This window comes from Bizionia myxarmorum (assembly GCF_008086205.1).
Taxonomy (GTDB): Bacteria; Bacteroidota; Bacteroidia; order Flavobacteriales; family Flavobacteriaceae; genus Algorimicrobium; species Algorimicrobium myxarmorum.
Map to the genome: position 1 here is coordinate 402,443 of NZ_VSKK01000001.1, position 21,103 is coordinate 423,545.

21 protein-coding genes are annotated in these 21,103 nt (G+C 34.0%); 17 read left to right on the forward strand and 4 right to left on the reverse strand.

The window, feature by feature from the left end:
* The first annotated feature begins 6 nt into the window (after positions 1–6).
* Complete coding sequence (locus ES674_RS01795) at positions 7–1,311, forward strand: TlpA family protein disulfide reductase (protein WP_170233943.1); 1,305 nt, start codon at positions 7–9, stop codon at positions 1,309–1,311.
* A 30-nt stretch (positions 1,312–1,341) separates the two neighbouring features.
* Here ES674_RS01795 and ES674_RS01800 read toward each other — a convergent pair whose 3' ends face one another.
* Positions 1,342–1,701 carry a YraN family protein gene (locus tag ES674_RS01800; RefSeq protein WP_148403609.1) on the reverse strand — a complete coding sequence of 120 codons (360 nt, stop codon included), beginning with the start codon at positions 1,699–1,701 and terminating at the stop codon, positions 1,342–1,344.
* Positions 1,702–1,918: 217 nt separating this feature from the next.
* Between ES674_RS01800 and ES674_RS01805 the strand changes: the two genes are divergently transcribed.
* Both ES674_RS01805 and ES674_RS01810 read left to right on the forward strand, forming a co-directional pair.
* Complete coding sequence (locus ES674_RS01805) at positions 1,919–2,221, forward strand: TFIIB-type zinc ribbon-containing protein (protein WP_148402275.1); 303 nt, start codon at positions 1,919–1,921, stop codon at positions 2,219–2,221.
* A gap of 26 nt (positions 2,222–2,247) precedes the next feature.
* The gene (locus ES674_RS01810) at positions 2,248–2,571 is read left to right on the forward strand and encodes a hypothetical protein (protein ID WP_246125953.1); all 324 of its coding nucleotides are present in this window, start codon (positions 2,248–2,250) and stop codon (positions 2,569–2,571) included.
* Here the strand turns inward: ES674_RS01810 and ES674_RS01815 are convergent.
* Positions 2,563–3,579: a S66 peptidase family protein gene (locus ES674_RS01815; protein WP_170233944.1), complete on the reverse strand. Its 1,017-nt coding sequence runs from the start codon at positions 3,577–3,579 to the stop codon at positions 2,563–2,565. The two genes, ES674_RS01810 and ES674_RS01815, sit on opposite strands and share 9 nt — an antisense overlap.
* A gap of 125 nt (positions 3,580–3,704) precedes the next feature.
* Here ES674_RS01815 and metG point away from each other — a divergent pair, with 125 nt between their 5' ends.
* The 12 genes from metG to ES674_RS15355 all read left to right on the forward strand — a co-directional run bounded on the left by metG (position 3,705) and on the right by ES674_RS15355 (position 16,380).
* The gene (gene metG / locus ES674_RS01820) at positions 3,705–5,789 is read left to right on the forward strand and encodes a methionine--tRNA ligase (RefSeq protein WP_148402278.1); all 2,085 of its coding nucleotides are present in this window, start codon (positions 3,705–3,707) and stop codon (positions 5,787–5,789) included.
* A gap of 9 nt (positions 5,790–5,798) precedes the next feature.
* Positions 5,799–7,226, forward strand: coding sequence for a hypothetical protein (locus ES674_RS01825; RefSeq protein WP_148402279.1), 1,428 nt, complete (start codon positions 5,799–5,801; stop codon positions 7,224–7,226).
* A 19-nt stretch (positions 7,227–7,245) separates the two neighbouring features.
* Entirely contained in the window at positions 7,246–8,706 is a 1,461-nt protein-coding gene (locus ES674_RS01830; RefSeq protein WP_148402280.1) for a hypothetical protein, read from the forward strand.
* Between the two features lie 135 nt (positions 8,707–8,841).
* On the forward strand, positions 8,842–9,312 hold the full coding sequence (locus ES674_RS01835) for a lipocalin family protein (protein ID WP_148402281.1): 471 nt from the start codon (positions 8,842–8,844) through the stop codon (positions 9,310–9,312).
* Between the two features lie 4 nt (positions 9,313–9,316).
* Positions 9,317–10,024, forward strand: a complete 708-nt coding sequence (locus ES674_RS01840; protein WP_148403610.1) for an OmpA family protein — start codon at positions 9,317–9,319, stop codon at positions 10,022–10,024.
* Between the two features lie 17 nt (positions 10,025–10,041).
* Positions 10,042–10,842: a copper resistance protein NlpE N-terminal domain-containing protein gene (locus ES674_RS01845; protein ID WP_148402282.1), complete on the forward strand. Its 801-nt coding sequence runs from the start codon at positions 10,042–10,044 to the stop codon at positions 10,840–10,842.
* 115 nt (positions 10,843–10,957) lie between these two features.
* A complete protein-coding gene (locus tag ES674_RS01850; protein ID WP_148402283.1) occupies positions 10,958–11,584 on the forward strand; it encodes a class I SAM-dependent methyltransferase in 627 nt (208 codons plus the stop codon).
* Complete coding sequence (locus tag ES674_RS01855) at positions 11,584–13,707, forward strand: Tex family protein (protein ID WP_148402284.1); 2,124 nt, start codon at positions 11,584–11,586, stop codon at positions 13,705–13,707. Before ES674_RS01850 ends, ES674_RS01855 begins: the two co-directional genes overlap by 1 nt.
* A gap of 1 nt (position 13,708) precedes the next feature.
* Complete coding sequence (locus ES674_RS01860; protein ID WP_148402285.1) at positions 13,709–14,611, forward strand: histone deacetylase family protein; 903 nt, start codon at positions 13,709–13,711, stop codon at positions 14,609–14,611.
* A gap of 156 nt (positions 14,612–14,767) precedes the next feature.
* Positions 14,768–15,679 (forward strand): DMT family transporter, encoded by a 912-nt coding sequence (locus ES674_RS01865; RefSeq protein ID WP_148402286.1) that lies wholly within the window; start codon positions 14,768–14,770, stop codon positions 15,677–15,679.
* Between the two features lie 39 nt (positions 15,680–15,718).
* Entirely contained in the window at positions 15,719–16,045 is a 327-nt protein-coding gene (locus ES674_RS01870) for a DMT family transporter (RefSeq protein ID WP_148402287.1), read from the forward strand.
* A gap of 158 nt (positions 16,046–16,203) precedes the next feature.
* The gene (locus tag ES674_RS15355) at positions 16,204–16,380 is read left to right on the forward strand and encodes a hypothetical protein (protein WP_170233945.1); all 177 of its coding nucleotides are present in this window, start codon (positions 16,204–16,206) and stop codon (positions 16,378–16,380) included.
* A gap of 47 nt (positions 16,381–16,427) precedes the next feature.
* Here the strand turns inward: ES674_RS15355 and ES674_RS01875 are convergent, their stop codons facing one another.
* Together ES674_RS01875 and ES674_RS01880 are read right to left on the reverse strand one after the other, a co-directional pair.
* A complete protein-coding gene (locus ES674_RS01875; protein WP_148402288.1) occupies positions 16,428–16,760 on the reverse strand; it encodes a single-stranded DNA-binding protein in 333 nt (110 codons plus the stop codon).
* A 239-nt stretch (positions 16,761–16,999) separates the two neighbouring features.
* Positions 17,000–17,974: a hypothetical protein gene (locus ES674_RS01880; RefSeq protein ID WP_148402289.1), complete on the reverse strand. Its 975-nt coding sequence runs from the start codon at positions 17,972–17,974 to the stop codon at positions 17,000–17,002.
* Between the two features lie 256 nt (positions 17,975–18,230).
* Here ES674_RS01880 and ES674_RS01885 point away from each other — a divergent pair, with 256 nt between their 5' ends.
* Together ES674_RS01885 and ES674_RS01890 are read left to right on the forward strand one after the other, a co-directional pair.
* Positions 18,231–19,985 carry an N-acyl-D-amino-acid deacylase family protein gene (locus ES674_RS01885; RefSeq protein ID WP_148402290.1) on the forward strand — a complete coding sequence of 585 codons (1,755 nt, stop codon included), beginning with the start codon at positions 18,231–18,233 and terminating at the stop codon, positions 19,983–19,985.
* 90 nt (positions 19,986–20,075) lie between these two features.
* A complete protein-coding gene (locus tag ES674_RS01890) occupies positions 20,076–21,074 on the forward strand; it encodes a lipoate--protein ligase (RefSeq protein WP_148402291.1) in 999 nt (332 codons plus the stop codon).
* Positions 21,075–21,103 lie beyond the last annotated feature (29 nt).

Below are 21,103 nucleotides of genomic sequence, written 5' to 3' on the forward strand. Positions count from 1 at the left end.
CTTATTATGAAAAAATTAGTCTTTTTAAGCTTCTTATTACCCTTTTTAGGCGCTGCGCAACATACTATTAAAGGTGCTTTTACACCCGCAGAATCTTACACGTTTGCGTTATTATATCACGTAACACCAACAGCCACAAATTACATTAATCAAGCTGAAACAAGTATTGACGGAAACTGGACATTTAAATTAGATGAAAATGCCGAAACAGGAATTTATAAGGTAGTGTATGCCGTTCCTGTTGAAGAGAATAATTTTGATGTATTTTACAACGGTAAAGAAGATATTTCCTTGGTTTTCGATTTAGAAGACGGGTTAACTTTTACCGCTTCAGAAGAAAATATGCTTTGGCAAACATATACAGATAGTATTTCGAAAATTAACGGCTTAATTAGCAATTATTATAGAAATGAAAAAAGCGATACCTCTGAAATTATCGCGATTTTCGAAGCTCAAAAAAGCACTCAAAATCATTTTGAAAAAGTAACAGTTGATAAGATGATTGCGCCTTTCGTAAAATCTAATAAAACTTATATCCCAGATGGTTTTGAAGATGTAAATACCTACTCTTTAAACCTCAAAAAACACTATTTTGACTATATGGAATTTGGCAATCCCTTACTACAAAGTTCAGCTTTTTTAAACGAACGGGTAATTGCTTATGTTATGGCCATGCCTGAAGAAACAAGTTACTATATTCAAGCTGTTGATGATGTTGTAAACGCCATTGGAAATCACGAGGAAGCACAGATTTTACAACTTGAAAGCTTATGGCAAAGTATGCTGAAAAATCAACATCCTGACGTTGCCAATTATATTAGTGACACCTATTTATTGCCACTTGCAAAAACATATAATATCAACTATTTAATTAAGGTTTTAGAAGATTATAACAAATCGGCTATTGGCAAAAAAGCCAATAATTTCGACTTTACTTATTTAGAAAACAATAAGCCTATAAAAACGAATCTTTACGAGTTTAATACCTATAAAAAAACATTACTTATTTTTTGGAGCAGCGGTTGCAGTCATTGTTTAGATGAATTACCTAAAGTAAAAACGCTTATGGAAAAGCATCCAGATATGACGGTTTTAGCTTATGGATTAGAAGATGGCGTAAGAAATTGGAATCAAACCATTACCCAGTTTCCAAATTTTATACATACCTACGATTTAAAAAAATGGGATAGCCCCGTTATTCAAACCTATGGAATTTCAGCAACGCCGTCCTATTTTATTTTAGACACTGATAAAACAATTTTGGCAAAACCTGAACACATAGCTGATTTAGAAGCCTATTTTAGTAAATAATTCTGTTTAGAAGTAATTAAAATTGAGCACCTAAAAATGATAAAACGCATTTTCATAATGCGTAATGTTTTCGGTGTTTTTATTTTTTAAAACCGCAATAATATCAAAGCGACAGTCTAATTCAATATCATTTTCAGTTATATAAGCATCCATGGCTTTTACAAGTAATTTCACTTTTCCGGCGGTTACAAATTCTTGTGGATCGCCGAAAAAGTCAGAGTTGCGTGTTTTAACTTCTACGCAAATGAGTTCTCCTTTATATTCGGCAATAATATCTACTTCTGCTTTTTGAAAGTAATAATTACGCTCTAAAATAAGATAGCCTTTTGCAAATAAGTATTCGGCAGCCAATTGCTCACCTAATTCACCAAGTTCGTTGTGATCTGCCATAATTCCTGCGAAAGCAGGAATCTTTAAAAACATCTTTATCCCACTCTAACAATCTACAATATAGGTAATTAGAAGAAACAAAATACAATTATAATTGAATTCCAAACACATTTTAGGAGATTAGCCAATTCAATATTTCACAAGTTTCCTCCACCGATTTCTATCTTTTCAACTCTATCAATTATTCGTACCTTTGTGCTTACTTTAAAATTGCGCAATGGCTAGTCAAATTAAATGCCCAAACTGTGGCATCTATAACACAAATGAAGATTATTGCACCAGCTGTGGTACGCTTTTATCTCATAAAAAAAGACGCGAATTGGCCTTTGCTCAAAACGAAATAGACCGAAAGGAACGCGAGCGCATTCAAAAAGAAAAATCACCTGGCTTTTATGAAACATACAAAAACCATAAGTTTTTAATAGTTCGTATTTTTGCAAAAACCATTCATTCTATTTGGATGGCGTTTATGGCAATCGGTATGTTTATAGCTTGGCTCATTTCAGCAATTATAGCATGAAAATTTTAAAACACCCCTTCTTTTATTTGAGTGTTTTAATAGCATCTGTGATTTATAGTGCGCAAAGACTGCAATTGCCCCTACCTGATTGGATTTACTTTTACGTCAATGATTTTTTATGTATGCCCATAGTTTTAAGCTTGAGTTTGGCCATTTTAAGATGCATCAAAAAAACAGAAAATCTTTATGTGCCTTTGGCTGTGGCTTTAGGATTAACAACTTACTTTGCTATTTATTTTGAATGGTTTATGCCACAAGTTAACGCACGTTACACAGCAGATGTTATAGATGTAGCATTATATTTTGTAGGCGGATTCTTGTTTTTCAGTTTACAGAAACGCTTATTTTGAAAATTTTAAAGTGGTTTGCTCCTTACCAACTACCAATGCAACTTTTTGACCTAAAATCATAGCACGATTATCATCTTCATGCCCAGCCGGCATGTTAAAAGCAATCGGAAAATCATATTCAGACAAGGCGTCTAAAATTAATTGCTCTATAGAACTTCCCCAACTAGTTGTGTTTTTTCTCATTTTAGTCATATCACCTACTAAAACACCAGCACAATTTTCAAAATAACCAGCACGTTTCAAACTTTGTAACATACGGTCCACATGATATTTATACTCACCTATTTCCTCAATAAATAAAATTTTTCCTTTGGTATCCAAACTACTTTTAGATCCCAACATAGTGTGAAGCATGGTTAAATTCCCACCTACAATTGGTGCATTTACATTACCAGTTTTATTGTAATCCGAACCTTTTAAAGTATATGAAAGCGGCTCGCCAAAAAGGGATTTTTTAAACGTGGCAATAGCTTCCTCGATACCTTTACCATCTGCGGTTAAGCTAGTGCACATCAGGGCATGAATGGTTTCAAATCCTTCATTATGAAAATCGTTATGCAGCGCCGTAATATCACTGTAACCAATTAACCATTTCGGATTCTTTTTAAGCTTGGTATAATCCAATTTATCTAAAATCCGAACCGTTCCATAACCACCTCGTGCTGCCCAAATAGCACTAACACTTGGATTATCCATAGCTTTCTGAAAATCCTCACAACGTTGGGCATCAGTTCCTGCAAAATGATTATCCTGACTAAAAACATGTTTCCCAACTATAGCATGTAAACCCCAACTTTCTAGCAATTTAACGGCGCGTTGCACTTCAGCCTGACGGTTTCTTAAAATTCCCGAAGGTGCTACAATAGCAACCGTGTCCCCTGCTTTTAAATATGGTGGTTGTATCAATTTTTCAGTTTTTATAGTGGCTATTTCTGCCTGTGGTCCGCTTTGAGTTCCGAGGAACAGAAACGAACAACACAGCACAACTAATAATGAGATTTTCGACATACTGTAAAAGTACATTTTTTTTCTAAATCGACCTTAAAAAGCGTACTTTTGTGGCTTTAAAACAATAATTAAAATTAGGACGGCACGCATATGCCTGACCTATTTCATATAAGATTTTTAACACCATGATTAAACCAAAACGATATACCATTACCGCTGCTTTACCCTATACAAACGGCCCTATTCACATCGGCCATTTGGCTGGTGTTTATGTTCCTGCTGATATTTACGCCCGTTATTTACGCTTAACTAACAATGATGTGGCCTTTATTTGTGGTAGTGATGAACATGGCGTTCCTATTACTATTAAAGCGAAAAAAGAAGGTGTTTCGCCTCAAGATATCGTTGATAAATATCACGCTATCATTAAAAAATCGTTTGAGGACTTCGGAATTACTTTTGACAATTACTCGCGAACGTCTGCTAAAATTCATCATGATACGGCTCAAGAATTTTTCACAACTTTAAATAATAAAGGTGAATTTCTTGAAGAAGTTACTGAACAATTATATGACGAAGAAGCGAATCAGTTTTTAGCAGATCGTTTTGTAACGGGAACCTGCCCAAAATGTGGAAATGAAGAAGCTTATGGCGATCAGTGTGAAAAATGTGGTAGCAGTTTAAACGCAACGGATCTAATTAATCCGAAATCGGCTATAACGGGAAATGTACCAACTTTAAAAGAAACCAAACACTGGTTTTTACCTTTAGATAAGCATGAGGCTTTTTTGAAAGAATGGATTTTGGAAGGTCATAAAAAAGATTGGAAACCCAATGTTTACGGTCAAGTAAAATCTTGGATTGACGACGGTTTGCGTCCGCGCGCCGTTACTAGAGATTTGGATTGGGGAATTCCTGTTCCTGTTGAAGGTGCCGAAGGAAAAGTACTTTACGTTTGGTTTGATGCGCCTATTGGCTACATTTCTGCCACTAAAGAATGGGCGGAACGTGTAGGAAAAGATTGGGAACCGTATTGGAAAAGTAATGATACCAAACTCGTTCATTTTATAGGGAAAGATAATATTGTGTTTCACTGTATTATTTTCCCGAGTATGCTAAAGGCTGAAGGTTCATATATTTTACCAGACAATGTGCCTGCTAACGAATTTTTAAATTTAGAAGGTCAGAAATTATCAACTTCTAAAAACTGGGCTGTTTGGTTACCGGATTATTTAGAAGATTTCCCGAATCAACAAGATGTTTTGCGGTATGCTTTAACAGCAAACGCACCAGAAAGCAAGGATAATGATTTTACTTGGAAAGATTTTCAAGCCAGAAACAATAATGAGTTAGTCGCCATTTTTGGAAACTTCATTAATCGTGTGGTAGTTTTAACGCATAAATATTATGACGGTTTTGTGCCAGAAGCTTCTGATTTTTCACAAATAGACGAAGAAGCTTTAGCCGCCATTAAAGCCTATCCATCCGTTATTTCAAGTTCTATAGAACGTTATAGATTCCGTGAAGCTTCACAAGAAATGATGAATTTAGCGCGATTAGGAAATAAATATTTGGCAGATGAAGAACCTTGGAAACTTATAAAAACAGACGAAGTTCGCACGAAAACAATCATGTTTGTTGCCTTGCAAATAGCATCAGCTTTAGCAACTTTAAGTGAGCCTTTTTTACCATTTACTTCTGCAAAACTTAAGAAGATTTTAAATATAGGTTCGAGCGATTCGACCGATGAGAATAGTATCGTAAACTCTTGGGACGATATTGCCATAATAGAGACGATACTTCCTGCAGGACATCAAATTGGGCCTGGCGAATTATTATTTTCGAAAATTGAAGATGAAGAGATTCAAGTACAATTGGACAAATTGGAAGCCAGCAAAAAAGCGAATGCCGCAGCCAATAAGAAAGTAGAGCCTGAAAAAGAAACCATAACGTTTGAAGATTTCTCCAAACTCGATTTACGTGTCGGCACTATTTTAGAAGCTGAAAAAATGCCTAAAGCTAATAAACTTTTAATCCTGAAAGTAGATACTGGAATTGATGTGAGAACCATTGTTTCTGGTATTGCCGAAAGTTTTAAACCAGAAGATATTATTGGTAAACGTGTAACGGTTTTAGTCAATTTAGCACCAAGAAAATTACGTGGTGTAGAAAGCCAAGGCATGATTTTAATGACAGAAACTTCAGAGGGTCAATTAATTTTTATAAATCCTGATGACACTTCAGCGACAAATGGATTACAAATAACTTAAACCAAACCTATGCAGAAAATTACCATGTTCATTTTCATTTTATTGATTTCTATCAGCATGTTCAGCCAAAAAGCCAACATGTTGTTCAAAAATGAAGATGCATCCAGAAAAGCAAGCAAGGAAGCTTTTACACTTTCCAATACCGTAACCAACGATTTAACCTTTTTAATGGTTGAGCGCAAAGATGTTTACGCTTATTTGTTTAATTCAGCTTTCGAATTACAATCTCAATTTAAAACAGAAGTTGTAAAAAGCAAATATGATGAAGCTTTAGGGTTTAAATTATCAGGCGAAAAGCAACATATTTTATTTTCAAATACCAAGAAAACGAAATTTGCCGTTTTAACTTTAGATTTTTCAGCAAAAAACAGCCAGGCAACAGAACTGGACTTCGATTTTGGAGACGAGCTTTTTATTGAAGCAGTAAATTACAAAAACAAACTTTATGTGCTTTCTAGCACCAAAGATCAGGAAATTATAATTCGCGAATTAACCGATGGACTTGATTTTATAATGGTGACGCGCATGAAAATTAATCAAGAGGATGTTAATTTGCGTGAACGCAAAAACTTCAGCACTTTTTCATTATTTGGAAGTTTAAAAACTAATATTCAGAAAATTGATCCGCGTGTTCCCAATGCACTGGAACAAACGTCTACTACCAATAAACTCTATCAATATGATAATTTAGTCTACTTAACGTTTGAAGTGGAAGATTCAGGAACGTTGGTTTACACTATTAATTTCGAAGATTTAACACACAGCATAAAAACCTATGATTATCCGAAAGGCAAATTAGACGATTTAAAACGCTACAACTCCTATATCAGTCCGGAGTATTTTTATCAGATTGCGAGTTCTAAAGATGAAATGCGCTTTTTAATTAATGATCTTTCTGGAGCACTTATTAAAGAATTTTATATTAAAAAAGATGCTTCTATTTCATTTAAAAATACACCTATAATTCAAGAAGGTGCTACAGCTCTTCCTTTTGTAAACCGTCGTGAAATGGAAGAAAGCTCTAAATATTTACGTAAAATTACATCTGGTGATTTGGGTATTGCCGTTTTATTTCAGGACAATCAATTTTATATGACGCTTGGCGGTTATAAAGAAGTTGCTTCAGGTGGTGGCATGATGATGGGTGCTCCAGGCGGTGTTGGAACAGTCGGTCCTAGCCATGCGGTTGTTATGAATCCTACTTTTTATAGTTATAACTCCTATACATCGTCCAAATCAACCTATTTTGTTTCTAAATTTGATAAAGATTTTAATCATATCAAAGGTAAAATTTCAGAAAACGTATTCGAAAAAATAAAGAAATACAGCAGTAAACTAAAATATATTACAGCCGAAAATGTGTTTTTTCATAATGATCAACTCTATTTTGGGTCTTTTGATTTAAAGAAAGCTACTTATAATTTGGTGCCATTTTAATTTGAAACTTTTAAATTATATGATGCTATCACGGCTTTTTGCATTCAGAATTATAAGCACTTTTGTTTTCGTATTCTTTTTTGTGGAAATAGGTTTAGCTCAAGAACATTTCATATTAATTGAAACAGCTAAAGATTTTCCAAATGAAAAATTAAAAGAAGTCATCCCAATAACGGATAACAAAAATGAAAATATTGCTTTACTTCTTAAAACTAAAAAAGGATTAGAAAGTTATTTATATAACGCCAATAAAGAACGGATTAATCATATTAGTATTGAAAAACTGCCATTAAAATCAGATGTTTTAGTAGGTAGCGCCAATATTGGAAATGATTATCGATTATTCTACAGCAATAAATCTGATTCTCAATTTAGCATGGTTAAATTAAATTTTGACATTGCAACTTACGCTATAAATGAAGATTTGAAATTTAAAATTTCGAATGAAAAATTTGTAAAATATATCAGTCTAGAAGACAGATTATATCTGCTTACTTTAGAAAAAAATTCGTCCACTTTAAAACTGTACACCTTTGATATGGATGGACATGTAAGGGCTATAAAATACGATTTATCTCATGAAGTAATTGAAAATGATAATGGCTTAACCTATAATTTAAGCACGCTTATTTATCATAATAATGCAAATAATAAAGCCATTGAATTTGTGGATGAATCGGTGCCAAACGCTTTAGAAACCACTTCGGCTATTACCAAAATATACTATCAAGATGGACAAATAATTTTGACTAATAATTTATACACGAAATTCACCTACAAGATAACGCTAGATATACAAAAAGAAAATTACACCTTTCAGAAAATTGAAAATGCGCAGTTTACTAAAGATGACAAATTAGTATCTGCCAATTCGTTTATATTTAAAAATCATATTTTAACAGCTTACGCTAATGGCAACCAAGTTTATTTAAATGTTTTCACAGAAAATCCCTTGGAGCTGGTTAAAACATTTACCATTTCTAAAGATGAACCTATAACTTTTAAAAATGGTCCTATTTATATTGAAAATGGTGATTTAAGAAAAATTAGAGAGGTTGAAAAATCAGGTAAATTTGTGCGCAAAGTGGCGTATTCTAATGTTGCCATTTCTTTATTTGAAGCAGATAATAAATACATTGTAACTTTAGGATCTAGTGAACCTGTTGCATCTGGTAACATGATTTTAGTGGGCTATTTAGTGGGTGGAATTGTAGGCGCTGCTATATTTTCTGCTTTTGAAACGTATTCAGAGACAAAATCTACCAGAATACAAAGTTTATTCGATTTAAACTTTAATCATTTAGAAGGCGAAGTTCCTAAAAATGGTTTTGATATTATAAAAGACTTCATTAACTCAAACAACCTAAAACACCTTCAAAATCAATCCGTTTTTAAATTTAAAGAGGACTATGTTTGGGGCTCCTATAATAGGAATTCTGGTTATTACAGACTTTACACCTTTCCTTCAGACAAAAACTAATTGAATACGTCCAAACTCGGTTTATTTACGTAAATATTATAACAAATTTGTGCTTTTAGCATTAGGTTTTTAATCAATTGCATCAATTTATCAACTATTTAAGACGTAGTTTTGAATACTTAAAATTTAACACTTATGAAACATTTAATAGTATTAGTATTAACCATGAGTCTACTAGCATGTGGTAGCTCCAAAGTGGTTCGTGACTCCGAAAAAGACTTGAAAGGTAATTGGACTTTAACCTCCTTTAACTATAGTAAAACGGGCTCCTTTAAAGTAGATTTATTTAACGATGCATCCACAGCCTGTTTTGAAGGTAGTACTTGGGCATTTGTTCCAAACAACAATTCAGGAACCTATGACATTACAAAAAGTGATTGTGCTTCAGGGCCAAGAAATTTCAAATTTAGCATTCAAGAAATTGACCAAGCAACCGGCTTGTATGATTTCTTATTAAAACCAACATCTGCTAAAGGAAAATCTGAAATCAACCAAGGGTATCGTTTAAAACTTGCAGGTATTACAGCAAATACTATGCAATGGCGTCAAACAGTAACTTTAGATGGTAATCCATTTACAATTTTTATGAATTTTACAAAACAATAATATGATGAGAAAATCAATTAATAGAATTAGTATAGCAGCACTTGCCATTGTAATGGTAGTTAGTTTTACCAACTGTAAGGCAGTTGACAATGCAAATAATAGACAAAAAGGAGCAGCCATTGGCGTTGCCGGAGGTGCCATTTTAGGTGCTATTATAGGTAACAACGTTGGAGGTGGCGGAAATTCTGAATTAGGCGCCGTAATTGGTGGTGTTGTTGGTGGTGGTGCCGGTGTAATTATTGGTAACCAAATGGACAAACAAGCTCAAAGAATTGAAGAAGAAGTACCTGGCGCTACAGTAGAACGTGTAGATCAAGGTATTGTAGTAACGTTTGATGAAAATAGTGGTGTGCATTTTGATACCGAAAAATATAACATCAACGCTAAATCTCAAGAGAATTTAGATAAACTTGCTGGTATTTTTAAAGAATATCCAAACACCAATTTATTAGTTGTTGGACATACGGATAGTAATGGTAATGATGCTTATAATATGACCTTGTCAAAAAACAGAGCAAACGCGGTTACAAATTATTTAAAAAATAATAAAGGTATTAGTTCATCACGTTTAACCACACATTGGTTTGGAGAAGAAAAGCCTGTTGCTGATAACTCAACTGATGCGGGTCGTGCTAAAAACAGACGTGTTAATATTGCCATCGTACCTAATGAAGAAATGGTAAACGATGCACAACAGCAGTCAGGAAACTAATAAAAATTTAATTTTTTATGAAAAAATATATATTAGTATTAGCCGTTTTTGCACTTATTTTTACGGTGAGCTGTAATTCCAATAAAAAGGAAGATTCTGAATCCATGTCTAATGAAATGACTGATCCAGAAGCAAAACCAGATATGAATACAAGTCAAACGTCTTTAGAATGGAAAGGAACCTATTCAGGAACGTTACCATGTGCAGATTGTGAAGGTATTAAAACGACCATTAAACTAAATGACGATATGTCTTATGAAGCCATAGCAGAGTATTTAGGCAAAAAAGAAGGAACCTTTCAAACTCGGGGATATTATAAATGGAAAGATGATGGACAGCATATTTTGTTGTCTGATGATAACGAAACTACCTATATGGTCGGTGAAAATAAATTAACCCAATTGGATTCCTCTGGAAATATGGTTACTGGAGAATTAGCAGAAATGTATATCTTAAAAAAGAAAGATATGGCTGCTAATGGTGATGTGAAATTTACAGATACCAAATGGAAGCTTGTAACCTTAATGGGTAAAGACATTAAAGATTCTGAAGCATTTGTTTCCTTCGCTACCGAAGAAAATAAAGTTTTTGGACATGCAGGATGTAATACATTTAATGGAACCTATAAAGTAGAAAATGGAAGTCAACTTTCTTTAGATAAAGTATCCGTTACTATGATGGCTTGTCCAGATATGACGGTTGAAGATCAACTTATGGACGTATTAAATACGACTGATAATTTCTCTTTAAATGGGAAAAACATGACACTTAATAAGGCAAAGATGGCGCCTTTAGCAGTTTTTGAAGCTGTAGAATAAGTCCATTACATTACTATAAATGAAAAACCTCGCAGACTATGTACTGCGAGGTTTTTTTAGTACTTTTCGGTACTGAAAATTAACTTTCAATTCAAAGAAATTTAAGTAGAAAATTATGACGCTCCCAATAAAATCACATTGGAATACCGCTTATATTAAAGATGATAATCAATTAGGTTGGTTTGAAGAAGATCCGCAGGAAACCATGACTTTAATTTTAAAAACGCAACTTCCTAAAACAGCAAAAATTCTCAATGTTGGTGCTGGTACAACTAAACTTATAGACGCACTTTTAGATGCGGGTTATAGAAATATTATTGCCAATGATTTAAGTGATATGGCGCTGGAAAAACTTCAAGCGCGTATTAAATATTCACATGATTATAAATTGCCTATTGTAGTTGATGATTTAACACAGCCAAAAGAATTGGAATCTTTAGAACCTATTGATTTATGGATAGATCGTGCGGTTTTGCACTTCTTTTTAAAGGAAGAAGAGCAACAAGCCTATTTTAATCTGGTTAAGAAAATAGTCGCAAAAAACGGTTTTGTACTGATTGCCGTTTTCGCCACAGATGGCGCTGAAAAATGCTGCGGACTCGATGTTCAACGCTATAATGCGTCTATGTTAGAAGCTAAATTAGGTTCCGAATTTGAATTAGTATCCAGTTTCCATCATACTTTTATAAATCCTTTCGGTGGCGAACGCCCTTATATTTACACACTTTTTAAAAGACTATAATGCAGTTATTATCCTATATTATTTCTCATACGCAACTACCAGAAACATCTGTTAAAAATACGGTTGCCCTATTAAACGAAGCCTGCACCATTCCGTTTATTTCTCGATACCGTAAAGAACGCACGGGTAATTTAGATGAAGTTCAAATTGGGGATATTGTTAAATACAAAGATCAATTTGAAGCATTAGAGAAACGCAAAGCAACCATTTTAAAAGCTTTGGCCGATCAAGATGTGTTAACTACAGAATTACAACAAAAAATTGAAGCGACGCGAGATTTAACAACACTTGAAGATCTCTATCTTCCTTTCAAAAAAAGTAGAAAAACAAAAGCAGAAACGGCTCGAAAAAACGGTTTGGAACCCTTGGCTAAAATAATCATGAGTCAAAATGCTTCAGATTTAGAAGCTATTTCTCATAAATATATTAAAGGTGAAATTTTATCTGTTGAAGACGCTTTAGAGGGTGCTCGCCATATAATTTCTGAATGGGTAAATGAACGCAGCGATGTTAGAAATACCATCCGTAAGCAATTAGATCGTTTTGCTTTAATTTCCACCAAAGTCGTAAAATCAAAAAAAGAGGACGAAAACGCTCAAAAATTTAGAGATTATTTTGAATGGGAAGAATCTTTAAGTCGCATTCCTTCACATAGATTACTCGCTATTTTACGCGCCGAAAAAGAGGGTTTTATAAAATTAAAAATTGCTATTGATGATGATAAAGCCTTGGCAGATATTGAAAATCGCATCATTAAATCTAATAATGTATGTTCAGAACAAATAGAATTAGCTATTCAGGATGCTTACAAGCGCTTATTATTTCCGTCTTTATCCAATGAATCGCTTCAAAAAGTAAAAGAGAAAGCAGATGCGGAAGCTATTAGCGTTTTTGCCAAAAATTTAAAGCAACTTTTACTAGGTTCCCCTTTGGGAGAGAAACGCATTTTAGCCATAGACCCAGGATTTAGAAGTGGCTGTAAAATAGTCTGTTTAGACGCTCAAGGAAATTTAAAACATAACGAAACCATTTATCCGCATGCACCTAAAAATGATACAATTGGTGCCATGAAAAAGATAAGTTCATTAGCGGAAGCGTATAAAATTGAAGCTATTGCCATTGGTAACGGAACAGCCTCTAGAGAAACGGAAGCTGTCATCAGAAAAATTCATTTTAAAAACGACCTTCAAGTTTTTGTGGTAAGTGAGGCTGGCGCAAGTATTTATTCAGCTTCCAAAATTGCACGCGACGAATTCCCTAATTACGATGTTACCGTTCGGGGTTCCGTTTCTATTGGAAGACGATTACAAGATCCCTTGGCAGAATTGGTTAAAATTGATGCCAAATCTATTGGTGTTGGCCAATATCAACATGATGTAGATCAGTCCAAACTAAAAAATGAATTAGACACCGTTGTGGAAAGTTGCGTAAACGCCGTTGGTGTGAATATCAATACGGCCAGTATGTCTTTATTAAGTTACGTTTCAGGAATTGGACCTAAATTAGCCGAAAACATTGTAAATTATAGAAGTGAAAAAGGAGTTTTTAAATCTAGAAATGCCATTAAAAAAGTACCGCGATTGGGTGATAAAGCTTTTGAACAAGGCGCTGCCTTTTTAAGAATTAAAGAATCTAAAAACCCGTTAGACGATTCGGCTGTACACCCAGAAAGTTATGCATTGGTGGAGCAAATGGCAAAAGATTTAAGTAAGCCTATTTCCGATTTAATAGGAAATGCAACAGCACTTCAAAAAATAGATTTAAAAAAATACTGTACGAATTCTGTCGGTTTACCAACGCTTCAAGATATAATTAAAGAACTCGAAAAACCAGGTTTAGATATTAGGGAGCAAGCTAAAGTGTTTACATTTAACCAAAATATTAAATCAATTAACGATTTAGAAACTGGTCAATTACTTCCAGGAATTGTAAATAATGTCACTAATTTTGGGGCTTTTGTAGATATTGGTATCAAAGAAAGTGGCCTAATCCATGTGTCAAATTTATCGGATAGTTTTGTAAGTGATGTCAATGCACACGTTAGTTTACACCAACAAGTCATTGTTAAAGTATTGGATGTGGATGTGCCTAGAAAAAGGATTCAACTGAAACTTCATAAATAGTATGTTAAAAATAGCATTTCACCCTATTTATAAACTCCCACTACCAGAAAAGCATCGGTTTCCCATGTTGAAATATGAACTGCTTCCAAAACAATTACTACATGAAGGAACCTGCACGGAAGCTAATTTTTTTGAACCAACAATTCTAGATGATAAGCATATTTTAAAAGTACATACGCTAGCCTATTACCAAGATTTATTAAATTTAAATCTAGACGCCAAAGCTGCCAGGAAAATAGGTTTTCCCTTGAGTAAGTTATTAGTAGAACGTGAAGTTATTATAATTGATGGAACTATAAAAGCGAGCGAATATGCTATAAAAAATGGTATTGCCATGAATATTGCTGGTGGTACACATCATGCATACAGCAATCGTGGAGAGGCGTTTTGCTTACTCAATGATCAGGCTGTTGGCGCGCGCTATCTTCAGGATAAAAAATTAGTCCATAAAATCCTGATTGTAGATTTAGATGTGCATCAAGGCAATGGAACCGCAGAAATTTTCCAAAATGATCCTTCTGTTTTTACTTTTTCCATGCATGGAAAAAGCAATTATCCCTTTAAAAAAGAAGTAAGCGATTTAGATATTGCTCTAGAAACGAATACAACAGATGCGGAATATCTGACTATTTTAAAAGAGACACTTCCAAAATTAATAGCTTCAGAAAAACCAGACTTCATCTATTATTTATGCGGTGTAGATGTTATTGCTACAGATAAATTGGGGAAATTAGCCTTAACGCTTCAAGGTTGTAAAGAACGAGATCGCTTTGTTTTGCAAACATGTAAAGACCTAGAAATTCCGGTTATGTGCAGTATGGGCGGCGGTTATTCGCCTGACATTAAAACTATTATTGAAGCGCACGCCAATACATTCAGATTGGCACAACACATTTTCTTCTAGCTGATAATTATTCTTTTTCTAGTACAAAATATGCCTAATTATTCTCCATTTATATAGAACGGATAATATTTAAGAAGAAATTACCAATTTACTACCAATAAGATGCCGCATTAGGTGTTACTTTTGCAGCTTGTTAAATCGTAATTTTTGAAGGTTATGAAAAAAGCTAGATTAGCACTTGCCATCGGCATTATCTGTATTTCTGTATTCCCTATTTTGGTGAAGTTAAATTTAACGCCTGGAGTCATTTCGGCGTTTTATCGCATGGCGTTTTCATTCGTGCTCATTTTACCCTACGCATTGATTACAAAACAAATTAAAATTCCGAATTTAAAGATGGGTCTTTTAGCGGTTCTTTGTGGTGTTATTTTTGGAAGTGATGTGGCTGTTTGGAATATTGCCATACAAGAATCTACGGCAACACAAGCCTCTTTACTTACCAATCTATCTCCAGTTTGGGTTGGCATTTTAGCCTTGTTTTTTATGAAGGATAAACCGCGAGGCAATTTCTGGATTGGTACTTTAGTAGCCGTTTTTGGAATGATGATGTTGGTTGGTTTTTCCATTTTTAGAAATTTAGATTTCGATTTAGGTTTTAGTTTCGGAATCCTTTCAGGTGTTTTTTACGCCTTTTATATGCTCATTAGTAAGGAAGCTTTAAAACAATTAAACGTTATCACGTTTATGACCATTAGTTTGGGGGCTTCATCTATATATTTAGCGGGTTTAAGTTATGCCTTGGATGAACCATTTTCAGGATTCTCAAATACAGGATGGTTCGTGCTCGTGTTACAAGCAGTAATCTGTCAGCTTTTAGCCTGGATACTAATCAGTTTTGCTACTAAAGAAATGCGTGCCACGCGAATTTCAGTCAGTTTGCTAGCGCAAGGAATTTTAGCTTCTATTTTAGCATGGCTATTTCTGGATGAAAACATAAGTTTTCAAATGGTACTAGGTGGATTGGTTCTACTTTTTGGTATTCGGATTACCTTTTACGAAAAACAACTTCATAAAAGTTTATTCAAGAAACGTGGAGCTGTAACAGCATTAAAACTTGATAAAAAATAAGTACTTTAGAGCTCTTTATTTTTTGACTCGAATAAATTTATGAATTGGATTCTACTTATTATTGCTGGATTGTTTGAAGTGGCCTTTGCTGCCTGTTTAGGTAAATTTAAAGAAACGTCCGGTAATGTAGCAACCTATTGGTTTATTGGTTTTTTAGTTTGCTTAACCATAAGCATGGTGCTTTTAGTGAAAGCCACACAAAGTTTACCTATAGGAACAGCTTATGCTGTTTGGACCGGTATTGGTGCTGTAGGAACCGTTTTAGTAGGAATATTTATTTTTAAAGAACCTGCCGATTTCTGGCGACTTTTCTTCATTACAACTTTAATTGCTTCTATTATTGGATTAAAGTTTGTTGCCAATTAAATGTTTTAAAATGGGATTTTCCTATAGTTCTTATTTACTTGATATTGAATCCAGCCAATTACAACAACAGCTTTTAAAGGACTAAATTTAACAATTTATTTTATTTAGAATAATTCAAAATAATTAATTTTGTACAGTTACCTTTAAGTTACCATACTTTGGGAAAGAAAAAAGAGAAGAAAAAACAGAAAAAAGCATTAAAAATTTTAGCAGAATCGAGTGTGAAACAAACCGAAAAACCGCTAAAAAGTAAATGCTGTGAAAAATATAAAAAAAGCGAGAAGAAGCGCTGCAGCAGATGCCCGTGTTTCGATTTGCTTCAAGAAGTTGCATAAAAAAAGCCGCGAATAAATTTCGCGGCTTTTTATTTAGGATCAATTTTTTATTTTCCAAACATCAGCAATTCGCTGCATAAAATTTCAGTAATATAATGCTTGGCGCCATCCTTATCATCCCAAGAGCGGTTAGTTAGTTTGCCTTCTATAGCAATTTCCTGACCTTTGGTTATATAGTTTTCAACCACTTTAACCAAGCCTCCTTTTACCACTATATTATGCCAGTAAGCGCGCTCCACTTTTTCGCCGTTCTTGTCTTTGTAGCTATCGTCTGTAGCTAGTGAGAATTTGGCCATTTTATTGCCATCTTCAAAACTGATAATTTCAGGATCTTGTCCAAGTCTACCAATTAACTGTACTTTGTTTCTTAACGTATTCATAAGATAAGGTTTTAATTATGTTGAAAATCATTAGGTCAAATCAACAGGGCAAAGATGCAACGCCATCCAAATATTAGTCGGTAGTTACCTATTTAAATTCGTTTGTAAATGTTTGTAGTCGTTTGTAAATGGCTAAATATAAGTGAAAACTCCCGCCATAACCAATATAATCAAGCTATTATACTATCCCTATATGGAGAAATTAAAGTGGATAAAAAATCTACATAACTCACATAAACCTAAAACGGTAAACTAATAGATTCAGGATCCACAAAGTCTTTGGTATAGGGGTTTTCCAAGAAACTTAATAAGGGCTTTTGTGGTTTCAAAATTTCCTCTCTTTCAATTCCGTAAACCGACCAGTAATTGGAAAGTAATTGCGCGTAAATATCTTCATCCCAAAAACCAAAAACGGGCTGTTTGCCATTTGCTTCCACCTCTATGGTAATACCGTTATCGTGATTTTCAATTTTATACTCTGGTTTGTATTGTAATATATAGTCGGAATAATGAAATCTAGCATACAACTCTTCAAACTGAACAGGATGCATAATATGACCTTTCATTTTTTCAAGAATTACCTGTTGCTTTTCTTCAATTACGCCATTATCCTGTAAGCACGCCACAAACCCAAAACCATTAACACCAAAAGAGAACATTAAATTAATAGCATCATCACGATAGCTAAAAATATCAGCAGAATATTTAAGTGGAAACACAACAATGCTCCACGGTTTCTTTCCAATAAAAGAAATGGGCTCTATTACCGATTGCAACATCAGGTGAAAGTGACTAAAGCGTTCCTTGAGGTTTGCAGAAAGCACAAATTCTTCGCCTTGTTTCAATAGTCTATCTCTTTCATAAAGCATTTCATAATAAAGTAGGCCATAAACCATTCTACCTGTCCATTGAAAAAGTAGTTCGTCATCCAATGCAGCCATGCCTTCAAAACCATCTTTATAAGCAGCTTGGATTTTCAAATCCAAGTCATCAAAAGCATCTTTTACGCGCGTAGAACACGGTAATTTAAGATCTTCATAATTATAAGATTTGGCTTTATCCATCATTTCAATACGCTCATTTCCGAATTTAAAGTGATCCATTAGCCACTCTGGAAAAACGGTCATGGTTTCATTCGTTAAATCTCCGGAAAGGAAACAGAAATGTTCGTCAAAAATTAAATCTCTAAAAGGATTAAAAAGCACTTGGAACATAATATTCAGAAAAATTGGTTTTTACTTTTTGCAAATATAGCCATAAACTCGTGTTTAGAAGGTCAATTTTCATAGAATTTCAAGGTAAAAACATGATTGTTTACAGGTTATTTTCCTGGCAATAAAAAATGGATATATAAGCTTTAACATTTAGCCATTTTGCTTGGCTTACCTTTCATTGAAGTTTTGTATTTTTAGTTCAGGTACAGAATATCACAATCAATTACATTCTATCGCAAATGCACGTCATAAAACCATGAGTACACTTATCAAAAACGGACTCTTTTTTTCAGGAATGCCTGATGAAAAAGCAATTAAACAAGATATATTAATTGATGATTCGGGGCGCATTCAAGAAATTGGTGATAGTAATTCATTTTCAGATGTTGATGCAGAAATTATTGATGTTGAAGGCAAATGGATTGTTCCTGGATTTGTAGATTCTCATACACACTATGATGCGGAGATTTTAGCTTCTCCAGGACTTAAAGAATCGGCAAGACATGGCGTTACCTCTATAATTTTAGGGAGTTGTTCTGTTTCTGCAATATTTAATTCGCCTGAAGACACAGCGGATTCGTTCACCAGAGTGGAAGCCATTCCAAGAGAAATCATGTTGCCTTTATTAGAGAATGAAAAAACATGGAATAGCCCTAAAGAATGGAAAGCTTATATTAATAAATTGCCTTTAGGAATAAATGTAGCCTCATTTATTGGTCATTCTGATATTCGTATGAAAGCCTTGGGTATAAAGCGTTCTTTAACTGATAACGTATCTGCCACAAAAGCGGAAGAGGACGCTATGCTTAACATGTTAAATGAGGCTTTAGACGCTGGATTTATTGGCTTATCTACCATGGATAATCCTTGGGATAAAATGGATGGCGATCGCTATTGGTCTCATAAAACGCCCTCCTTTTACTCGTCTTGGAAAGAGCGGAAATCTTTAATAGAACTCCTTCGTAAAAGAGATGCTGTTTTACAAGGTGCGCCGAATTTGGTGACTAGAGTAAATACGCTTAATTATATGTTATCTAGTTCTGGAATTTTCAGAAAACCATTAAAAACAACCATGATTGCTATGATGGATTTAATTGGCGATCGGTATATTTATCCACTAATTGCCATAGCGTCACGCAGTATAAATGATTTAGGAAATGCCAATTTCAGAATGCAATCACCGCCTTGCCCATTCACGGTTTATTATGATGGTGTAGATTCGGTTATGTTTGAGGAATTTCCTAGCGGTGAAGCGCTCCGTCATTTAGCTAAAGAACTAGATCAGCGCAACGAACTGATTACAGACACCAATTTTAGAGATAATTTTAAAAAAGAAATCAAGAAAAAATTCGCACCCAAAGTGTGGCACAAAGATTTAAGTAAAGCCGTTATAATTGATTGTCCTGATGAAAGCTTAATTGGTAAAAATTTTTATGAAATAGCTGAAGAAAAAAATAGTCATCCAGTAGATGTGTTTTTAGATACTATTATTAAATACGACAAGAAAATACGATGGACTACGACCATTGCAAACGACCGGAAAGAGAAGTATAAAAGCCTATACAATTTTCCATATAATTTAATTAGTTTTTCCGATGCTGGAGCGCATTTAAACAATATGGCTTTTTATAATTTCCCTTTAAAAATGATGAAAATTGTTCAGGAATCTATAGACAACGGAAATCCGATAATGACGATGGAAAAATGTATCTGGCGACTTACAAAAGAGCAAGGTGATTGGTTTAATCTGGATTGTGGACATTTAGCCAAAGGTAAACTAGCCGATTTAGTATTGATAGATCCTGAAAAATTTAAAAATATTACTGAAAACGTTGAAATTGCACCTATTCAAGAATTTGATAATTACGACAGATTAGTAAACAGAAATGAAGGTGTGGTTTCTTTAGTTATGGTTGGTGGAAAAAGAATTTTTGAAAATGAAAATTTTGTGCCAGATTACGGTAAATCAAAAAAATACGGAAGATTTTTAGAGAAAATAGCTACCAATTAATGTATGTTATAAGCAAGTCTTTTCAGAGCAAACTAATAAGAGCCATTTCAATTTCTCTATCTTTGTTAAACACCAAATAGCACCCAATTTATGATTTTCATTGATAATGAAGGCCACAACAATCCGAAATTAAACCTCGCTTTAGAAGAATATGCCTTAAGAAATTTTGACGGTTCTACCGATTACCTCCTGTTTTACATTAACGAACCCTCTATAATCATTGGAAGAAACCAAAATACCTTGGAAGAAATTAACCAAGAATATATAGATGAAAACAATATTCATGTAGTACGTCGTATTTCTGGTGGTGGCGCCGTTTATCATGATTTAGGTAACTTAAACTTTAGTTTTATTACCAATCACGATGGCAAAAGTATTAGCAACTTTAAAAAATTTACAGCACCAGTAATTCGTGTATTGAACGACATGGGCATTTCTGCTGAATTAAAAGGTCGAAATGATATTGAGGTAAACGACAAGAAGATCTCTGGAACTGCACAGTTTTCTACTGGAAAACGCATGATTAGTCATGGTACGCTTTTATTAGATACAGATATGGGTGAAGTGGTTAAAGCGCTTCAAGTAAAGATGAGCAAAATCCAATCTAAAGGACATAAATCCGTTAGAAGTCGCGTGGCAAATATTAGTGAATTTCTGAAAACACCGATTACCATGGAAGCTTTCAAAAATCAATTATTAGTCGGTTTATACGAAGCCAGCGAACCTTTTGAAACCTATAAATTAACGGAAGCTGAATGGCAAGCTGTCCATAAATTAAAAGCAGAGAAATACGATTTATGGGATTGGAATTTCGGTAAGTCGCCTAAATTCAACATTCAGCGGAATAAACGTTTTCCAGTAGGAGAAATTGATCTGCGTATTTTTGTTGAAAAAGGACATATTTCAGAATTTAAAGTATTTGGCGATTTCTTTGGTAGAAAGCCCATTGCAGAACTTGAAAACTTGTTAATAGGCGTACCTTATGATAAGGACGAAATCATTAAAAGTTTACAAAATACAGCTATTGAAGACTTTTTTGGAACTTTAGAAAAATCAGATTTTTTAAATCTTATTTATGGGAATGATTAACTGCAAAAAATTCTATTAACCGTCATAAC